Genomic DNA, 16639 nt, shown 5'->3' on the forward strand with positions numbered 1-16639 from the left:
GGGGATGGTAACAAATATCAGGAATGCGCACACAGTTTGTTACAATTAGCCTTTATTCAACCCGGTTTGCGAACAGCTAATGAACAAGCGAAAAATTCTGGTCACCTCTGCGTTGCCTTATGCCAATGGCAGCATCCATTTAGGTCATTTGGTGGAATATATTCAAACGGATATATGGGTACGATTTCAGAAAATGCGCGGTCATACGGTTTACTATGTGTGCGCGGACGATACGCATGGCACGCCGATTATGCTGCGCGCGGAAAAAGAAGGCATTACGCCGGAAGCTTTGATTGCGCGCGTACATGATGAACATTTCGGGGATTTTGCCGGTTTTCATATCCAGTTTGATAACTATTACAGCACTCATTCGACGGAAACGCGGCATTTTTCCGAAGATATCTATGGCAAGCTCAAGGCCGCCGGTTTGATCGCGGTGCGCGGCATCGAACAACTCTATGATCCGGTCAAGAACATGTTTCTGCCTGACCGCTTTGTTAAAGGGGAATGTCCGAAATGCGGCGCCAAAGACCAGTACGGTGATTCCTGCGAAGCCTGCGGCGCGGCTTATACGCCAACGGAATTGAAAAATCCGTATTCATCTGTTTCCGGCGCCAAGCCGGTGAAGAAATCATCGGAGCATTACTTTTTCAGTCTGTCGGATCCGCGCTGCGCAGACTTTTTACGCCGCTGGACTCGGGAAGCGGATCATTTACAGCCGGAAGCCGCCAATAAAATGCGTGAATGGCTGGGTGAAGCGGGGGATAACAAGCTTTCCGATTGGGATATTTCGCGGGATGCACCTTATTTTGGTTTTGAAATACCCGATGCGCCAGGTAAATATTTTTATGTCTGGCTGGATGCGCCGGTTGGTTATATGGGTAGTTTCAAGCATTTGTGTGCACGGGAACACATCGATTTTGACGCATTCTGGCAGCAAGCATCGGATACTGAGCTGTATCATTTTATCGGCAAGGATATTTTGTATTTTCATGCGTTATTCTGGCCAGCCATGCTGCAAAATGCGGGCTACCGTACGCCGACCAAGATTTTTGCGCATGGTTTTCTCACCGTGAATGGTGAAAAAATGAGCAAATCCCGCGGCACGTTCATTACGGCGGAAAGCTACTTGAAGCAAGGCCTGAATCCGGAATGGCTACGCTATTACTACGCGGCAAAACTCAACAGTACGCTAGAAGATATCGATCTGAATCTGGAAGATTTTGTCGCGCGTGTCAATTCCGATCTGGTCGGTAAGTTTATTAATATCGCCAGCCGCTGCGCGGGTTTTATCAGTAAGCGGTTTGATGGCAAGCTTGCGGATGGTGCGCAGTATCAACAATTGCAATCCTTGGTGAATGAACGTTTTGCCACCTGGCGACCCGATTCCATTGAGAAAGCGTTTGAAGACAGGGAATTTGCTGCTGCCATTCGCCATATCATGAAATTTGCCGACGAGGCGAACGAAATGATTCATGAACTGGCGCCGTGGGAAATCGCCAAAAATCCGGATCGTAGCGATGAATTGCAGCGCATTTGCAGCTTGGGCATTCAATTGTTTTACCTATTGTCGCGCTACCTGAAACCGATCTTGCCGGAAACGGTGAAGCAGATTGAGCTTTTCCTGAATTGCGCACCATTGACGTGGCCCGAATTGGGTGAGGAGCAACCGGTATCGGATTTATTGCTGCCCGCCGGACATACCATCCATGTCTATCAACATTTGATGACACGCATCGATACCAAACAAATTGATGCATTGATCGCCGCCAATACGCAAAGCCTGGTACCCGCCGGCCAAACCGATTCTCCCGTACGGCATGCGCAAAAGCAGCAACACGCCGTGACACCCATTGCCGAGACGATTTCCATCGACGACTTTAACAAAATTGATTTGCGCGTGGCAAAAATTGTCAATGCCGAGCATGTGCCGGGCGCGGAAAAATTGCTGAAATTGACGTTGGATATCGGTAATGAACAACGCACGGTGTTCGCCGGTATTAAATCAGCCTATGACCCGGAACAACTGAAAGGGCGCTATACCGTCATGGTGGCGAATCTTGCCCCGCGGCAGATGAAGTTCGGTTTGTCGGAAGGCATGGTACTGGCAGCCGGTGGCGGCAATCCGGGTGAATTATTTATTCTTTCGCCCGATACCGGCGCGCAGCCGGGAATGCGGGTTAAATAACCGGCATCGCGTCGATGGATCTGACCGAACACATCAGGCAACGCGAGCTTGCATTGTTGCACACCGATCTTGCGGCGAATCCTGCATTGATTGATGAACTGCTAGCTGCCGACTTTGAAGAAATCAGCAGCAGCGGGGAAGTGAATGCAAGAAATGACGTGGTCAACTGGTTGTTGAGCAAGGATCAGCACATTCAATGGGTGTTGACTGATTTTAGAATCAGAGTGTTAGCCGATGATTGGGTGTTGGCGCACTATACCGCACAAAAGTGCGATGATCCGAATGTCACCAGCAAAGGATCGATCAGAACCTCGATTTGGCAACATCAGGGGAATCATTGGAAAATGGTATTTCATCAGGCATCCAGGAAAAGTTAACGTTTCGAATAATAGGAGAATGCAGTGGAACTCAATGAAGAGCAGCAACTCAACGAAATCAAAACCAACCTTGCAACCGTCCAGCAACGCATCGTCGATACCTGCAAGCGAATTGGTCGCGATCCTGCCAGCGTGCGGCTTTTGCCGGTCACTAAAACCGTATCGGCGGAAAGACTGCGCATTGCCTATGCGGCAGGCTGCCTTGAGATGGGAGAAAACAAAATCCAGGAAGCACGCGAAAAATCCGAAGTGCTGAAAGACCTGGACATCAAATGGTCGATCATCGGTCATCTGCAAACCAACAAAGCCAAATACCTAGCGCGCTTTGCCAACGAATTTCAGGCGCTGGACAGCCTGAAAGTCGCCGAAGAACTCGATAAGCGTTTGCAAAATGAAGGACGGGCAATTGATGTCTACGTGCAAGTCAACAGCTCCGGCGAAGAAAGCAAATTCGGCTTGCCGCCGGAAGCCGTGCGCGATTTTGTCCAAAGCTTGCCGCAATTTTCATCGCTACGCATCAAAGGCCTGATGACACTCGCCATCTTCTCATCCGATCACGATCGGGTGCGCGAATGCTTTATCAAAATGCGGGAAATCCAAAGCATGCTGCGCCAGGAAGCACCGGCAGGGTTGTCGTTCGACGAACTATCGATGGGTATGTCGGGCGATTATGAATTGGCTATCGAAGAAGGCGCAACCGTTGTGCGCGTCGGGCAGGCTATTTTTGGTAAGCGGCCGTTGCCGGATAGCCATTACTGGCCTGGGCTTGGTTAAAGAATAGGTAGTTGCGAGTATTCAAATGCAGGTTAACGGCTATACTCCGGTTGCAGGGCATGCTAACTTCTCCCAAAACGTCGCACACTTTTAACCAGGCCACTAACTGGTGTAAAAAATTTACATGATAGCAACTTTCCATTTACTTATAATCGCTAAGGCACCGTATCAAAACCTTTGTGAAAACAATTCTTTCGAGTAGTAAAACACCATTCTTTCAAGGGATCATCATGAGCATTTCATACAAACGCCCAAAACTTAAATTCATTGCTATTTTTTTTATTGGGATTTGTGCCGCGTCAAATTCTGCAATAGTGAATGCGGAATGGTCAATTAGAGGATTGGGCAATTTAGGCGGAATCGATACTTTTGTAAGTGCGATTAGCGACTCTGGCCAGATAACGGGGAGTTTTCTTAACGAGGATGTTTATCACGGTTTTATATCAGGTAATAACGGCATAGGTATGACTGATATTGGCACCCTGGACGGGAGCGACAGTTTTGCTCGAGCGATAAATAATCTCGGGCAAGTAGCGGGAGAGTCTCCGAATTTTGATTCACCTTATTCTCATGCATTTATAACAGGTCCTGGCGGTAAGCCCATAAATGATGTAGGTAACATAGGGGTTAATGGTGACGTTTATGGCATTAATGATTCTGGACAAATCGTCGGAGATCTCGATACTGTCAGTGTCAGCGGTTTTCATGCTTTTATCACGGGTTCTAACGGTATTGGCATAACGGATCTGGGTACTTTGGGGGGAGTGTATAGCTCTGCTACTGGCATCAACAATTCCGGACAGGTGACGGGATGGGCTCAAACGGGAAGTAGTGGCAATGCTTCTGTTGATAGCCATGCTTTTATTACCGGGCCTAACGGCGCAGGTATGATCGACTTAGGCACGTTAAATGGCAATTTCAGCGCTGCCAATAGCATCAATAATTCCGGACAGGTTGTGGGAAATGTTGGAGAACTCAGCGATATCTATTATCACAACGCTTTCATTACAGGGCCTGACGGTATGGGTATGACCAACCTCGGTACTCTGGGTGGATACTTCAGCGATGCCCTTAGCATCAATGACGCAGGGGAAGCAGTGGGGTGGGCTGAAACGGCAAATGGCGATTTCCATGCTTTCTTATATAGTCATGGTGGGATAACCGATCTTTCGCTATTGGATGTTGTCATCGCTGGCGGGTGGGAGAGCATTTCCACGGCTGTTGACATCAACAACAATGGGCAAATTATAGGAAGTGGAGTTAACGCTCATGGCGTATCCGAAGCATTTTTGCTGTCCTATACACCTGATACCATATTTACGCCGAATCCCATATTTATTCCACCGCCTCCTCCACCAATTCCTGAACCTGAAACTTATCTCATGTTATTGGCTGGATTAGGATTGATGGGTTTGATGGCATGGCGGAGAAAACATAACGTTTAATCGCATCGCGAAAATCTCGAGTGACCTGGTTTAATGAAACCGGATAGTCCAGTTAAGAGAAGTTAGTTCGCATTCTTCTGATTCCTGCGCGATAACGAGGATGATTGAGGAATCTTGCCAATACCAAAATAATAGAAAACATGACACTGATTGACCGGCGAAGAGAATATGTTTATTGCCGTTCTTGTCATTTTTAGATTATTGTGAGGACAAGCTTGCCTAATGGGTGACTCTGCTCAAGGAAGTGTTGCGCCGTTGCAGCTTCCGCTAAATCAAAGCGTTGTGCGATTTCAATGGTCAATTTGTTTTCATCGAACAATGCGGCGCATTGTCGCAATATGTCGGCCTGATGTAATTTGGCGTCTTCCAATTCCATTAAAACAGGGGATAGCATCAGTTCAAGACTGAAACGCACATTGCGCAGTCGTGCGTCGTTCCAGTTGGTATCAGGTTCGGGCTGCAGAATCGTCACGACATCGCCATAATATTTGACGCAACTAAAACAGCTTTGTAGGACACTTGCGCCAATGGTGTCAAATGCAATATCCACGCCCTTGCCGGCAGTCCATTGCAATACTTCCGCGACGACGTCTTGTGTTTGATAATTGACAATTTTATCGGCACCCAGATGCCTCACAAAGTTGGCTTTTTCATCACTGCTTACGGTTGTGATCACCTTGGCACCAATCCGTTTTGCCAATTGGATGGCGGCATGACCTACACCGCCGGCGCCCGCATGGATTAATATCGTTTGGCCGCTGGTGATATGTGTCCGATCATGCAGCGCTTCCCATGCGGTGATGAAAACCAGTGGCACTGCCGCAGCCTGCTCGAAAGATAATGAACGTGGTTTCAAGGCAAGTAAGCTGGCATCAACCAGCGCGTATTCAGCGTAAGTGCCTTGGCGGCCATTAAGTCCCGGTTGTGAGAAATAAACTTCATCCCCGGGCTTGAAGTTTTGCACATGACGTCCGACAGTTTGTACAATGCCGGCGCCATCGCAGCCCGGTATCACCGGAAAGGAAACAGGAAAACGCTCTGGTGCAGCGCGAATTTTGGTGTCAATTGGATTGATGCCGATGGCTTTAATATGCACCAATACCTGATGATCACCACATGGACCGGGAGATTTGACATCGCCATAGCGCAAAACACTGACTGGGCCACCTTGTTCAAAATATACCGCTTTCATAACGATCTCCAATATTATTTTTAGCCTGCCAAATTCTAGTGAAACTTGTAGTACGAAAGCCATGGGGTATGTTAATTTCTCCCAAAACGCCGCACACTTTTTGATTTGATCCTATATTTTGCCAATTATTAGAATAAAGTTGTCAACTTAGCGTGTAGCTATTGGTGGTTTTTAATTAACTTTGATTGTCAATTGAGTATGTTGATAGCAATTACCGATTTCAAACTTCAATAAATTGTATTGTTCTTAAAAAAATATTGCCTAATAGTGGTTTGTCAAAAGCGTGATGGCTACATTCTTGGAATATTTATCGGCCACGGCAACTTTGAATCTCTACCGGGTTAAATTCATTGCTCCTTGGGGCGGGATCGTTCATTTCGACGGATAATATACTAAAAGAAACATGACAATTCCTACTCATTATTTCAAATTACTCAATCCCTTGCGATCTAAGATAATCTTCATAATTACCTTTGAAGTCGTTAATGCCGTCCGGCTTCATTTCAAGAATTCGTGTGGCCAGTGAGGAAACGAATTCCCGGTCATGGGAAATAAAAATCAACGTGCCGGTAAATTTCTCAAGCGCGCTATTCAGCGATTCGATGGATTCCATATCCAGGTGATTGGTCGGTTCATCCATCAGCAAAACATTCGGTTTCTGCAAGATCAGCTTGCCAAATAGCATGCGGCCCTGTTCTCCACCGGAAATCACACGCGTGGATTTCTTGACGTCATCGCCTGAGAACAATAACCGGCCGAGTGTGCCGCGTATCGTTTGATCGTCGTCACTGCCTTGCCGCCACTGATCCATCCATTCGGTCAATGACAGTTCTTCCTCAAAATCAGCCGCATGATCTTGCGGAAAATAACCGGGGCGCGCTTTCTCGGCCCATTTGATCGAACCGGAATCCGCTATTAATTCACCAGCAAGGCAACGCAGCAGCGTGGTTTTTCCGATGCCGTTGGGGCCGATGATGGCGACTTTTTCGCCGGCTTCGATGTCGATGCTGAGATGATCAAATAAAGGTTTATCCAATCCGGGAAAGCCCTTGCTGATTGCTTTGATGGAAACCGCCAGCCGATGCAGTTTATCCCTATCATCCACTTCAAAGCGGATAAAAGGATATTGGCGGCTGGAGGGTTTGACATCTTCCAGTTTGATTTTCTCGATCTGCCGCGCACGGCTGGTGGCTTGCCGGGCTTTCGACGCATTCGCAGAGAAACGGCTGACAAAAGATTGCAAATCGGCAATCTGCGTTTTCTTCTTGGCATTATTGGCCAGCATGCGCTCGCGCACCTGGGTCGAAGCGGTCATATAGTCATCATAGTTGCCGGGGTAGATCCGCAGTTCGCCGTAATCCAGGTCGGCCATATGCGTGCATACGCTGTTCAGAAAATGCCGATCATGCGAGATGATGATGATGGTGTTTTTGCTGGCATTGATGACATCTTCCAGCCAACGGATGGTATTGATATCGAGGTTATTGGTCGGTTCATCCAGCAATAAGATTTCCGGATTGGAAAATAACGCCTGTGCCAACAATACGCGTAGCTTGAATCCTGGCGCAATCGCGCTCATCAATCCCTGATGCTGGTCCGAGGGAATACCCACCCCAAGCAACAGCTCCCCGGCTCGCGCCTCAGCGGAATATCCATCCAGTTCGGCAAATTGAGATTCCAGTTCAGCGGCATGCATGTAATCGGCTTCCGTGGCATCCGGATTGGCATAAATGGTGTCACGCTCCTGTTTGATTTGCCATAATTCCGTGTGTCCCATCATGACCGTATCAATGACGAAACAATCTTCAAAAGCGAATTGATCCTGCCGCAACTTGCCCACCCGTTCGCCGCTGTCAACCGCGATATTGCCGGCAGTGGGCTCAAGATCGCGGCCAAGGATCTTCATGAAGGTCGACTTACCGCAACCATTCGCGCCAATCAAACCATAGCGATTACCACCGCCAAATTTTACGGAAACATTTTCAAAAAGCGGCTTGGCGCCGAATTGCATGGTGATATTGGCTGTTGTAATCAAAGTGGATACCTACAGATAGATGGTTGCAAGAAAGGGGGGCATATTTTAAACGTTTTTCAATGGAATTGCTGGGTTAAGGTGCATATTAATCCACAGACTCGGCGATTCGTTGCACGGAACGGCGGTTGATGGGTGATCTATGTAGGCTAACATGAGTGCTTAACCTCGCTCCCTGCCTGCGGTCGCCGTGCGACAAAGTCGCGCAGCACAGTAGGTTAGACGGCATTAGGAATCCCAACATCGTTCAACCTAAAAAGCAAGCGGTCAACTGAGGTTTTTAGGTTAAATATTGGCATCAGGTGTGAGGGAATGAACAATATGCAATATTTCAAAAAATTTGAGTTAGCTGATCTTTAGCCACAGATGCTTATATATTTTCATTGATAATTCTTATTAAATACTTATAATGGCATCTATGAATGCGATCATCTGGAAAACGAAGGCAATCAAACAAGTGCTGAAACTGCAGCGGCAAACGCACAAATCATTCGCGATGTGATCGAAGAAAAACTCTCTGTTTTCCTGATTGCACAGGTGTCAAGAAGCTGACCAATCATCAGTTTCAATATCGCCTTCGCATCGGAAATTACAGAGTTTTCTTTGATTTCGATGGAGAAATTCATATCGTCAACATTGAAGAGGTGAAAAAACGCGATGAAACCACTTACTAATTATCAAACAATCAATGATTCGGAAGGCCGTCCGGCTTTTGTGGTAATCCCTTACGCGGATTTTGTTCATTCCCAAACCTATGTGCCCAAAGATGGCGTGCCGCATGCAGTAGTCAGTAAAGCCATTGACGGCATGAGTATGCTCGCCGCTTGGCGCGAATACCTGATGCTGACACAAGAAGAAATGGCGCAGCGCATGGGTATCACGCAGGCCGGTTATGCCCAGATCGAAGCCGCCAAGCGCTCGCGCAAGGCAACACTGGAAAAAGCCGCTGTTGCTATGGGTATTACACTGGAGCAGTTGGCGTATTGAAGTGGTTGTGCAGCAATAAGGTACCAACAAGGAACCAGGTCATGAATGAACACGTGTCACTAGAATTACCAAGGTAGGCTAGGATGACATTAGAATCCCAATACCGTCCAAGCATATTCCCATCCGGTGCCGATCTGCAATAGTTCACGCTGCGGTTTAATGCACTATCGTTTTGTTTACCGCGACGATCATCGAATCACAAATAATGGAAAATACCGATCAGTGAAACGCCTCCCGCTGCATAGATGAGTGGACTGTCCCAGGTATGTGGAGAAAAAGCCTCGGCTAAGGTAATCAGGATCGGCATTAGCAGTAGCGCGGCAACAAGTTGAGTGGGGCTGAAATAGGAGTGAAATGCCAATATTGCAATCATAGTGGTTATCCATACGCATGCGCTGCCCATATAACTGCGAACGTACTTTTGCTGGGTAAACAGCGCATAAGTGGTATATTTTCTTTTGCCGAATCTTATCCCGACGGGTTCCGCCAGACCGTCTCCGACGCCATTGGCAATGATGATGATCATGACGGGCGGTAGCATGTCGCGGCTTTCGAAGTAAACCAGCAAGGGGATGAGTACCAAGTAGCTTGCGATAAACTGTGTGTAAAGCCAGATCAATGTAAATGGCCTATCTTCCGGCCTGTCAATCGAGCAGAACATTACGGAAAGCATTCTGACCTTGTTGCGCAAGGGCGCGATAAAAAATGTTAGGAAAACGAATGCGCAGATGATATTGACGAAAAATGTGGTTGCGCTGTATGGGTATTCAATGACGAGTGACAGTAAAGTCGGCAGAAAGAAAAAGGCGAAATGATTTATTTTTCGCGTGTAGTTAACTTTGAAATTTCGATGGATGACTAATAGCCCGCACGCATAGTGAATTAAAAATAGTAGCGCGTAGAAAATTGCATGGTGTAACCAGAATTCGAAGGGGATAGGCATATGCGGATCGGCTATGGTTGCATCGACGAGTGGTGAGTGCCATTCTATACATGTTGCGTCCGATCAGATATACCGTCCGTTCTCAGGCTCATAATAACGGGAATAGTTTTAGTGCAGACTTGTTTTGCGATCAGAATACTGCTTGGGAAATCCCAGTTTGTATTCTAATAATTGGCTATTACCGCCCGGGTCTTCATCGGATAAATTGGTACAGCCGTATGTATATTTTCCCAGCGCCAAGCGGAGGCTTTTTAATGGGTACAGATTATTTAGGTTCGTATAGCATTTCTTTTTTACTACTCAATTTATCGATATAAATAATTCCTTTCATTTTTAAAAAAGCATGATAATTATAAATTGTGATTTTTATCACATAGTTAAGAGCCATTAAAGAATAGATTAAACGCAGGAGTAAATGAAAAAAATGAATTTATTCCTAGAGAAGGTGATGTCAAAGTTTAATTTTACTTTAAGAGGTGATAGTGATGATTAAGTTATTGAAATTAATGTATCTATGCTTGTTTCTTGCATTAACATCTATGAGTGTGCAAGCACAAAAAACTAATTCAGCCACAATAACACCTGATGAAGGAGTTAGTGCATGTCACACAGGATTATATGGCAATACCGGTTTATGTGAAGACCAATTACCAAAAGCCATTAAGAAAGAAACAGCAAGAGCTTTAGAAGTTGAAACTGCATCCGTACCTTCAGCTGTTTGTCGAGCAGGATACCTTAGACAAGGTTCTCGGTTATGCATGACAGGTACTCGTGGACCGGCAACTTTTGCAAATGCAGTAATTAATTGCCAAGACAGTGGAGGACGCGTTGCTGATTATGGTGATTGGCGCTATAGAATATTTCGTGGAGACGGCATACCTGCTCCTGTAAGCTGGTGGCTTGGTCCAAATACAGGTGATAATGAGGCGCTGTTTGTTAATAGCGCAAATGTAGGGGACTATGATGGAGTCACAAGCCGCTTTGATAATAGAAGTTACGCTTGTGCACACGACCTTTCATTCTAAGATCCAAGGAAGATTCTAGACTAACAGAAGGAATCTGTTAGTCTAGTAAGATGTTAATAAGCAGTATATTACGTTAAAAATAACGCAATGTCTTTGCGTTGATATCCCTGCCAGCAAAACAATCTTACCGCCAGGCTCTCAACATACCCTAACGTATTCAACCCACCCATCAATCCAATCGGGTCACTCCCCAAATACCGCCCGATCTTCGGATCATAATCGCGGAAATAATTGTAGTGCAACCCGTTTCCTTGTCGAAATACTGACCGAGGAAACGCAGATTGACGGTGGTTGTCGTGCCGTTGCCGTCGAGGTCTTCATTGGGCAGCAGACTACCGAAGGCGTCGCTGTTCCATTGCCATACGATAGTGCCGCTGCTGTTGGTGCCGATCCTTGGGGTGTCGAGGTGGTCGGCATGCAGATAAGTCAATGCCGTATCCATCTGCGCAATAGGCATGTCTTCCACCCAGAAATAGACGCGAATGAGATTACCGGCATCACTGGTCTCAGCCAGCAGCAAGCCATCCATGCTGTAGTGGAAAACAGTGGTGCCGCTGGGTGCGGGTTTGGTCGTGCGCTGTCCATCGGCGTTGTAAGTGAACGGGCCGAGGTTACCGACTGTCGCCAGGCGGTTGGCCTGGTTATATGTCATGGTCACTCCCCGCTGCACCAGCGTATTACCGGCTGCATCCAGCAAAACCGGCGCGCCGTCGAGAAAATTCATGCGATTCGAGCCGAACTCATAGCCGCACTGACTTTGCACGCCGCCTGCGTCGGCAGTCAGGCGATTGCCGTTGGCGTCGTAGCTAAATGTATAGTTGGTGCCGGCACCAAAATCGGTGAGCAACCGATCCATCGCATCGTAGGTGTTGGTGCGGGAAAACAGGCCGCTCACTTGCCAGGTCTTTAAAGGCGCTTGGTATCGTAATTGCGCGTTTCCAGCAAGCCGTTGCCAAACGTTTGCTTGGTCAGCAGGCCATCGGCGGTATAGCTGGCGCCTGAGATGATCGAAGTGGTTTGTCCGCTCAGAGTCAGGCTCGCAGCAGTAATGCGACCCAATACATTGCGCGTGTAGGTAATGACGTGCCCGGTTGGATAAGTCACCTTATTGTGGCGATTATCGGTGTTATAGGCAAATTGCGTCGTGTAGCTGATACCCAATGCGCTTGATGACATTGCCGAAAGAATCATAGGTATAAGCCGTCGTGCCGCTTTGATCCTGCACTGAGCATAATCGTCCGGCTCCTTTGTAGCAATTGTCGTAACCAAAGGCAACATCTTCCACGGTGCCGGGATAGCCGCGCGTCAGAACGCGGTTCAATGCATCGTAAGTCATGGTGACGGTTACACCGCGCGCATCAGCCTGGCTGAGCAGGTTACCGGCCGCATCGTATGTGTAGGTCGTGGTGCCACGATCCGGGCTGGTTGCCGCTACAGTATTGCCTTGCTTGTCATAGATTTCTGATTGAGGTCAGCATTAAGAAACATAGCACTATTACCTACTATCAAGGGCTTGTGGTTCTTATGTGAGCGATTCATTAACTTGCAATTTGATCGCTTATCGGCATTTTGTTATATTCCATACCTAACGAAAAAGGCGTTTAAAATTTCCAACTTGCATCCATCCAGTTTTCCGATTCGCTGCTTATCTATCGTAGTGCCTTGTTTTAATGAAGGCGATGGCCTAGATGCCTTCTTCAGTAGATTGGAATCGGTGCTATTCAAACTGCAGGCATACGATTACGAGATTATTTGCATTGATGACGGCAGCTTCGATAACACATTGGAAATACTTTGCCGGCATGCAGTGCGCAATCCCCGCATTGTGGTTTTGGAGCTGTCGCGCAATTTTGGTAAGGAAGCCGCGCTAACCGCCGGCATTGATACGGCAAGAGGCGATGCGGTTATTCCGTTGGATGCTGATTTACAACATCCGCCCGAGCTGATCGTCGACATGGTAAAACAGTGGGAAAATGGCAGTGATGTTGTTTTGGCGCAACGCCAGTCACGAAAAATCGATCATCCTGTGCAGCGGTTGGTCACACAATGGTTTTATCGACTCCATAATTGGATAGCCGAGTGTGCAATTCCCCGCGATGTCGGGGATTTTCGTTTAATGGATAAGCGGGTTGTCGAAGCATTAAAACGTTTACCCGAACGCAGGCGCTTCATGAAAGGATTATTTGCCTGGGTGGGATTCCGGCAGAGCATCGTTGAGTTTGTTGTTGAGCCACGCAAATCCGGACGATCATCTTTTAGTGCACGCCGCCTGTGGGTATTGGCATTAGAAGGCATCACCAGTTTCAGCACGGTTCCGCTCGCTGTCTGGGCATATATCGGTTTTACCGTTGCCATGCTGGCATTGGTTTACGGTTGCTGGATCATTATCAAGACCCTGCTGTTTGGCATTGATGTGCCGGGCTATGCTTCCTTGCTGACCGCCATCCTGTTTCTGGGCGGCATTCAATTGATGGGAATCGGTGTACTGGGCGAGTATATCGGGCGAATCTACAGCGAAAGCAAACAAAGACCCATATATATCATCCGGCAACGGTATGGTGGAGAAAGCCCGGATGCTTAGTCGTGAGACGGGGCGGCAATTTACCGGTTTCTCCTTGATCGGCATCGTAAATACGCTGATTCATCTGATCATCGTCACCGGATTGGTCGAATTATTCTCCGTGCATCCGCTACCAGCCAATGGTATGGCATTCATCAGCGCCAATGTTTTTTCTTTTTGGGCAAATAGTCGCTGGTCATTTCGGACTGCCGTCACAGGTCAACGCTATATGCGATTCTTTGCGGTATCGCTTGCCGGATTGGCGATTTCTCTCATTGCCATCGCTATCAGTGAAACGCTGCAATGGCATTATTTGGCGGGCGTTTTTCTGTCTTTTGTTTTTCTTCCCCTGATCACCTTTCTCGCTCACAGGAACTGGACATGGAGGACCCCGGATTGAAATCCGCTACTTCGCATTGGCAGCAGGTCTTGACGCAACCAACCATCGCCGCGATTCTTTTGGCGCTACTCTGCTTAGGATTGCATCACAGCGTATTATCAGGTGGCTGGCGGTTCGATGATGGTGACCATCTCAACTTTGCAAGCACTTATGCGCCTTGGCAATACTTCTTTATGCCTGAAATCACTCGGCTGCAATCCGGTGCCAATCTGACGCCGTGGAATACCTTGTTTTATGACATCAATCTGTCATTATTCGGCTTGAATCCCCAAGGATTCTATATGCACCAGCTCATGCTGATATGGCTTACCAGCGTTGCAACCTATTTTCTGCTGAAACTATGGATTGCACCGCTGTGGTCACTGATGGGCGCCGCCACATTTCTGGTTGGCGCACCCACCGTTCACATTGCCAACGAAATCATGACCGGTCATTATGCGAGTGGATTGTTATTTACCGTAATCGCCCTGTATGCCTATGTTCGTGCAGTACGTGAACAACGTATATCGCTGGCACTCATCGGCACATTGTTCTACTTGTTAGCCGTCACATGCAAGGAAATCTATGTGCCGCTCATCGCTATTTTTCCATTTTTGCCGGTGGGAACACTCAAAGACCGACTACGATTTGCTTTGCCATTCTCGTTCGTGGCGTTAGCCTATATTTTCTGGCGCTTGCATGTGTTGGGACGGCTATTTGGCGGCTACAACCTGGGCGGCAACTACGACTTTTTGTTGATTATCGAGACATTCCGCAATCTTCCTTTTTTGTTATTTGGAAATCATCTTGTCGGGAAGTTTGCAGTAATCATCATCGGCCTGCTCATTCTGTATTGGATTTATCGTCGAAAGGTAAACCTCAAGCTAACGGCGGCGGCACTGGGGTTGCTGTTGTTTCCATTGATTCCGCTGGTGAATTTTCCCGGAATTACCGCACCGGATCGCTATTTGTATTTCATCGGATGGGGATTAGCGCTTTTGGTGGCTTATCTGCTTTCATTAAGCGCCAGTAAATTGGATAAACGATTGGCATGGCCGATTGGCATTATTCTAATCAGTATCAGTTGGGCGCATTCCCGTGAAGAACAGCAGAATCTGTTGAATATGGCTATGCCCACTGAAAAATCCTATGAATTCATGCTCAATAGCCATGCAAATCAAGTTTATATTGAACCCAACTTCGATTATTACTTTGGCGCAGTATTACCCGGGGCGGTAGCAACACAAAAGAAACTAGCGCCATCCAGTCCGGAGCGCGCGCGCATAGTGCCTGACATGGAACAGTTAGCGGCTCTCGATCTGGCCCATATCAGTGTCTGGAGTTACAGCGATGCTTGTCGCTGTGTGGAAGATGTGACTGCAACCGTACCCGCGCGCATCGCCGATTATCACAACAAACTTGCACAGCGTGCATTGTCGGTCAGCCTGCATATCGAGAATTTAAAAGCCACATGGCAGTTTGGACCCTATCAGGATGGGGAATATGCCATTATGATCAATAATCAGGGCTTCTTCCCACTACCCAGAAGTGGCGCTCATTCCTATCCACGCAAAACACTGGAAGGTTATATTCTCTATAAATCCCCACAAGGCTGGATAACCAAAAGCCCACAATTTCATATTGATTCTCTGATCCAGCCGCGATGGGAATGGTCGCGTCTATAACAGGTCGTTGAAAAATTATCTGTGCTGCCGCTAAGGTGCTAAAACAGGCTCGAGATGCTCATTTGTTACGTATAAACTGCGCTTTCCCGCCTATTTTGCCTGGTATCGGTTGACTCGAAAGCGTTTTTCAATGACCTGATAAAGTGTTTTTTCCAGTCATAAGCCAGCGCGCGCATTCCGCTCCCAGTTCTTTGACGGCACGCGCTTCATATGCAGCCGAATCCTCGGCAGTGAGCGTATCCATCCAGCGACCATTCACGCCTTTATTGATGAATGTCTCGGCGCCGCCATCCCAGAAAGCGCCGCCGAGCGGTACGGTTTTGGTGGCGTTCTGTTTCATCCAGTCGAACGTACAATACTCGACAATATCAGGCCACCGGGATTCATCAATGGGAATATCGAGAAAACGGGCAATGCGCCGCATCTCTCCAGGCATGTCGCGTTTGAGGTCGCTGAAGTGAATCAACAGCAGATTCGGCAATTCACGAATTTGCCACCAGGAACGAATATTCTCCCAGAATGACCAAAAAGGATAACCATCCTTCTCCATCCATTCCAGCCAATATTCGCGAATATCGGCGGGCGGTGGCAATAGCGGCGGACCAACCCGACCCGGCGTATCGTTCAATGCCTCATAATAGGCTTGATTGCCGTTAGCGTGATGATGATACATACTCCACATGACATCCCGGCCATCACGGCCAATGTAGATATATTTAGCCTGAGGCGAGTACACCAGCGCATCGACCGGCAGGTGCGTTTTTAGAATCCTACGATGCGTCTGCGCTTCCACCAACGGCAACTTCACATCTTTGGGCGGCACGCGCAAATCCAGCCATGGAGACATTTCCGCCACCGCCAGATCAGGGTCGCCGTTGTGCATCATTTGTGCGACGATTTGCTGCATCCACGTCGTGCCGGACTTGGCGTACGTCGCAATAATGATATCGTCGGGTCTGAATTTTAAATCATTCCAGATCGTCGAATCGATGTGGTGGCTGTGCAGTTCTCTGGTTTTTTTGGGCCACGTGATAGCGGTAGACATAGGGATA

16 protein-coding genes and 1 pseudogene are annotated in these 16639 nt (G+C 47.7%); 9 read left to right on the top strand and 8 right to left on the bottom strand.

Annotated features, from left to right (window positions below; genetic code table 11):
- Window positions 1–52 precede the first annotated feature (52 nt).
- From metG to C8R34_RS03770, 4 genes and pseudogenes are all read left to right on the top strand, one after another.
- Window positions 53–2188: pseudogene (gene metG / locus C8R34_RS03755) on the top strand (methionine--tRNA ligase); the annotation flags it as partial.
- Window positions 2189–2202: 14 nt separating this feature from the next.
- Window positions 2203–2565, top strand: a complete 363-nt coding sequence (locus C8R34_RS03760) for a DUF4440 domain-containing protein (RefSeq protein ID WP_110337989.1) — start codon at window positions 2203–2205, stop codon at window positions 2563–2565.
- Between the two features lie 24 nt (window positions 2566–2589).
- Window positions 2590–3339: a YggS family pyridoxal phosphate-dependent enzyme gene (locus C8R34_RS03765; protein ID WP_110337991.1), complete on the top strand. Its 750-nt coding sequence runs from the start codon at window positions 2590–2592 to the stop codon at window positions 3337–3339.
- Between the two features lie 230 nt (window positions 3340–3569).
- On the top strand, window positions 3570–4784 hold the full coding sequence (locus C8R34_RS03770) for an HAF repeat-containing PEP-CTERM protein (RefSeq protein ID WP_110337993.1): 1215 nt from the start codon (window positions 3570–3572) through the stop codon (window positions 4782–4784).
- A 193-nt stretch (window positions 4785–4977) separates the two neighbouring features.
- Here C8R34_RS03770 and C8R34_RS03775 read toward each other — a convergent pair whose 3' ends face one another.
- Entirely contained in the window at window positions 4978–5976 is a 999-nt protein-coding gene (locus C8R34_RS03775; protein ID WP_110337995.1) for a zinc-binding dehydrogenase, read from the bottom strand.
- 430 nt (window positions 5977–6406) lie between these two features.
- Window positions 6407–8011 carry an ABC-F family ATPase gene (locus C8R34_RS03780; protein WP_110337997.1) on the bottom strand — a complete coding sequence of 535 codons (1605 nt, stop codon included), beginning with the start codon at window positions 8009–8011 and terminating at the stop codon, window positions 6407–6409.
- A 654-nt stretch (window positions 8012–8665) separates the two neighbouring features.
- Between C8R34_RS03780 and C8R34_RS03790 the strand changes: the two genes are divergently transcribed.
- Window positions 8666–8995, top strand: a complete 330-nt coding sequence (locus C8R34_RS03790) for a helix-turn-helix transcriptional regulator (protein WP_110337999.1) — start codon at window positions 8666–8668, stop codon at window positions 8993–8995.
- A 196-nt stretch (window positions 8996–9191) separates the two neighbouring features.
- Here C8R34_RS03790 and C8R34_RS16830 read toward each other — a convergent pair whose 3' ends face one another.
- Window positions 9192–9656, bottom strand: a complete 465-nt coding sequence (locus C8R34_RS16830; protein ID WP_258364342.1) for a hypothetical protein — start codon at window positions 9654–9656, stop codon at window positions 9192–9194.
- A 767-nt stretch (window positions 9657–10423) separates the two neighbouring features.
- Between C8R34_RS16830 and C8R34_RS03800 the strand changes: the two genes are divergently transcribed.
- Window positions 10424–10963: a hypothetical protein gene (locus C8R34_RS03800; RefSeq protein ID WP_132467058.1), complete on the top strand. Its 540-nt coding sequence runs from the start codon at window positions 10424–10426 to the stop codon at window positions 10961–10963.
- Between the two features lie 68 nt (window positions 10964–11031).
- Here C8R34_RS03800 and C8R34_RS17330 read toward each other — a convergent pair whose 3' ends face one another.
- The 4 genes from C8R34_RS17330 to C8R34_RS16840 are packed head-to-tail and all read right to left on the bottom strand — an operon-like array spanning window position 11032 to window position 12422.
- Window positions 11032–11205: an RHS repeat-associated core domain-containing protein gene (locus C8R34_RS17330; RefSeq protein WP_375342111.1), complete on the bottom strand. Its 174-nt coding sequence runs from the start codon at window positions 11203–11205 to the stop codon at window positions 11032–11034.
- Complete coding sequence (locus tag C8R34_RS16835) at window positions 11133–11858, bottom strand: hypothetical protein (protein ID WP_258364343.1); 726 nt, start codon at window positions 11856–11858, stop codon at window positions 11133–11135. The genes C8R34_RS17330 and C8R34_RS16835 overlap by 73 nt, the downstream gene beginning before the upstream one ends.
- 11 nt (window positions 11859–11869) lie before the next feature.
- Window positions 11870–12139: a hypothetical protein gene (locus C8R34_RS03810; RefSeq protein ID WP_132467059.1), complete on the bottom strand. Its 270-nt coding sequence runs from the start codon at window positions 12137–12139 to the stop codon at window positions 11870–11872.
- Window positions 12090–12422: an RHS repeat domain-containing protein gene (locus C8R34_RS16840; RefSeq protein ID WP_132467060.1), complete on the bottom strand. Its 333-nt coding sequence runs from the start codon at window positions 12420–12422 to the stop codon at window positions 12090–12092. The genes C8R34_RS03810 and C8R34_RS16840 overlap by 50 nt, the downstream gene beginning before the upstream one ends.
- 84 nt (window positions 12423–12506) lie before the next feature.
- On the opposite strand from C8R34_RS16840, the gene C8R34_RS03820 reads away from it, so the two are divergent.
- From C8R34_RS03820 to C8R34_RS03830, 3 genes are read left to right on the top strand one after another with little or no spacing between them, the layout of a single operon-like run.
- On the top strand, window positions 12507–13544 hold the full coding sequence (locus C8R34_RS03820) for a glycosyltransferase family 2 protein (RefSeq protein WP_258364344.1): 1038 nt from the start codon (window positions 12507–12509) through the stop codon (window positions 13542–13544).
- Window positions 13537–13923, top strand: a complete 387-nt coding sequence (locus C8R34_RS03825) for a GtrA family protein (RefSeq protein ID WP_165872516.1) — start codon at window positions 13537–13539, stop codon at window positions 13921–13923. The genes C8R34_RS03820 and C8R34_RS03825 overlap by 8 nt, the downstream gene beginning before the upstream one ends.
- A complete protein-coding gene (locus C8R34_RS03830; RefSeq protein WP_110338011.1) occupies window positions 13905–15587 on the top strand; it encodes a hypothetical protein in 1683 nt (560 codons plus the stop codon). Before C8R34_RS03825 ends, C8R34_RS03830 begins: the two co-directional genes overlap by 19 nt.
- 127 nt (window positions 15588–15714) lie before the next feature.
- Here the strand turns inward: C8R34_RS03830 and C8R34_RS03835 are convergent, their stop codons facing one another.
- Complete coding sequence (locus C8R34_RS03835) at window positions 15715–16632, bottom strand: sulfotransferase domain-containing protein (protein WP_110338013.1); 918 nt, start codon at window positions 16630–16632, stop codon at window positions 15715–15717.
- Between the last annotated feature and the right edge of the window lie 7 nt (window positions 16633–16639).

Source organism: Nitrosomonas sp. Nm84, from assembly GCF_003201565.1.
Lineage (GTDB): Bacteria > Pseudomonadota > Gammaproteobacteria > Burkholderiales > Nitrosomonadaceae > Nitrosomonas.

Coding starts and splice junctions, on each gene's coding strand:
- C8R34_RS03760 (WP_110337989.1), top strand. CDS start 2,203: ATGGATCTGACCGAACACATCAGGCAACGCGAGCTTGCATTGTTGCAC.
- C8R34_RS03770 (WP_110337993.1), top strand. CDS start 3,570: ATGAGCATTTCATACAAACGCCCAAAACTTAAATTCATTGCTATTTTT.
- C8R34_RS03775 (WP_110337995.1), bottom strand. CDS start 5,976: ATGAAAGCGGTATATTTTGAACAAGGTGGCCCAGTCAGTGTTTTGCGC.
- C8R34_RS03790 (WP_110337999.1), top strand. CDS start 8,666: ATGAAACCACTTACTAATTATCAAACAATCAATGATTCGGAAGGCCGT.
- C8R34_RS16830 (WP_258364342.1), bottom strand. CDS start 9,656: ATGTTCTGCTCGATTGACAGGCCGGAAGATAGGCCATTTACATTGATC.
- C8R34_RS03800 (WP_132467058.1), top strand. CDS start 10,424: ATGATTAAGTTATTGAAATTAATGTATCTATGCTTGTTTCTTGCATTA.
- C8R34_RS03810 (WP_132467059.1), bottom strand. CDS start 12,139: ATGTCATCAAGCGCATTGGGTATCAGCTACACGACGCAATTTGCCTAT.
- C8R34_RS03825 (WP_165872516.1), top strand. CDS start 13,537: ATGCTTAGTCGTGAGACGGGGCGGCAATTTACCGGTTTCTCCTTGATC.
- C8R34_RS03830 (WP_110338011.1), top strand. CDS start 13,905: ATGGAGGACCCCGGATTGAAATCCGCTACTTCGCATTGGCAGCAGGTC.
- C8R34_RS03835 (WP_110338013.1), bottom strand. CDS start 16,632: ATGTCTACCGCTATCACGTGGCCCAAAAAAACCAGAGAACTGCACAGC.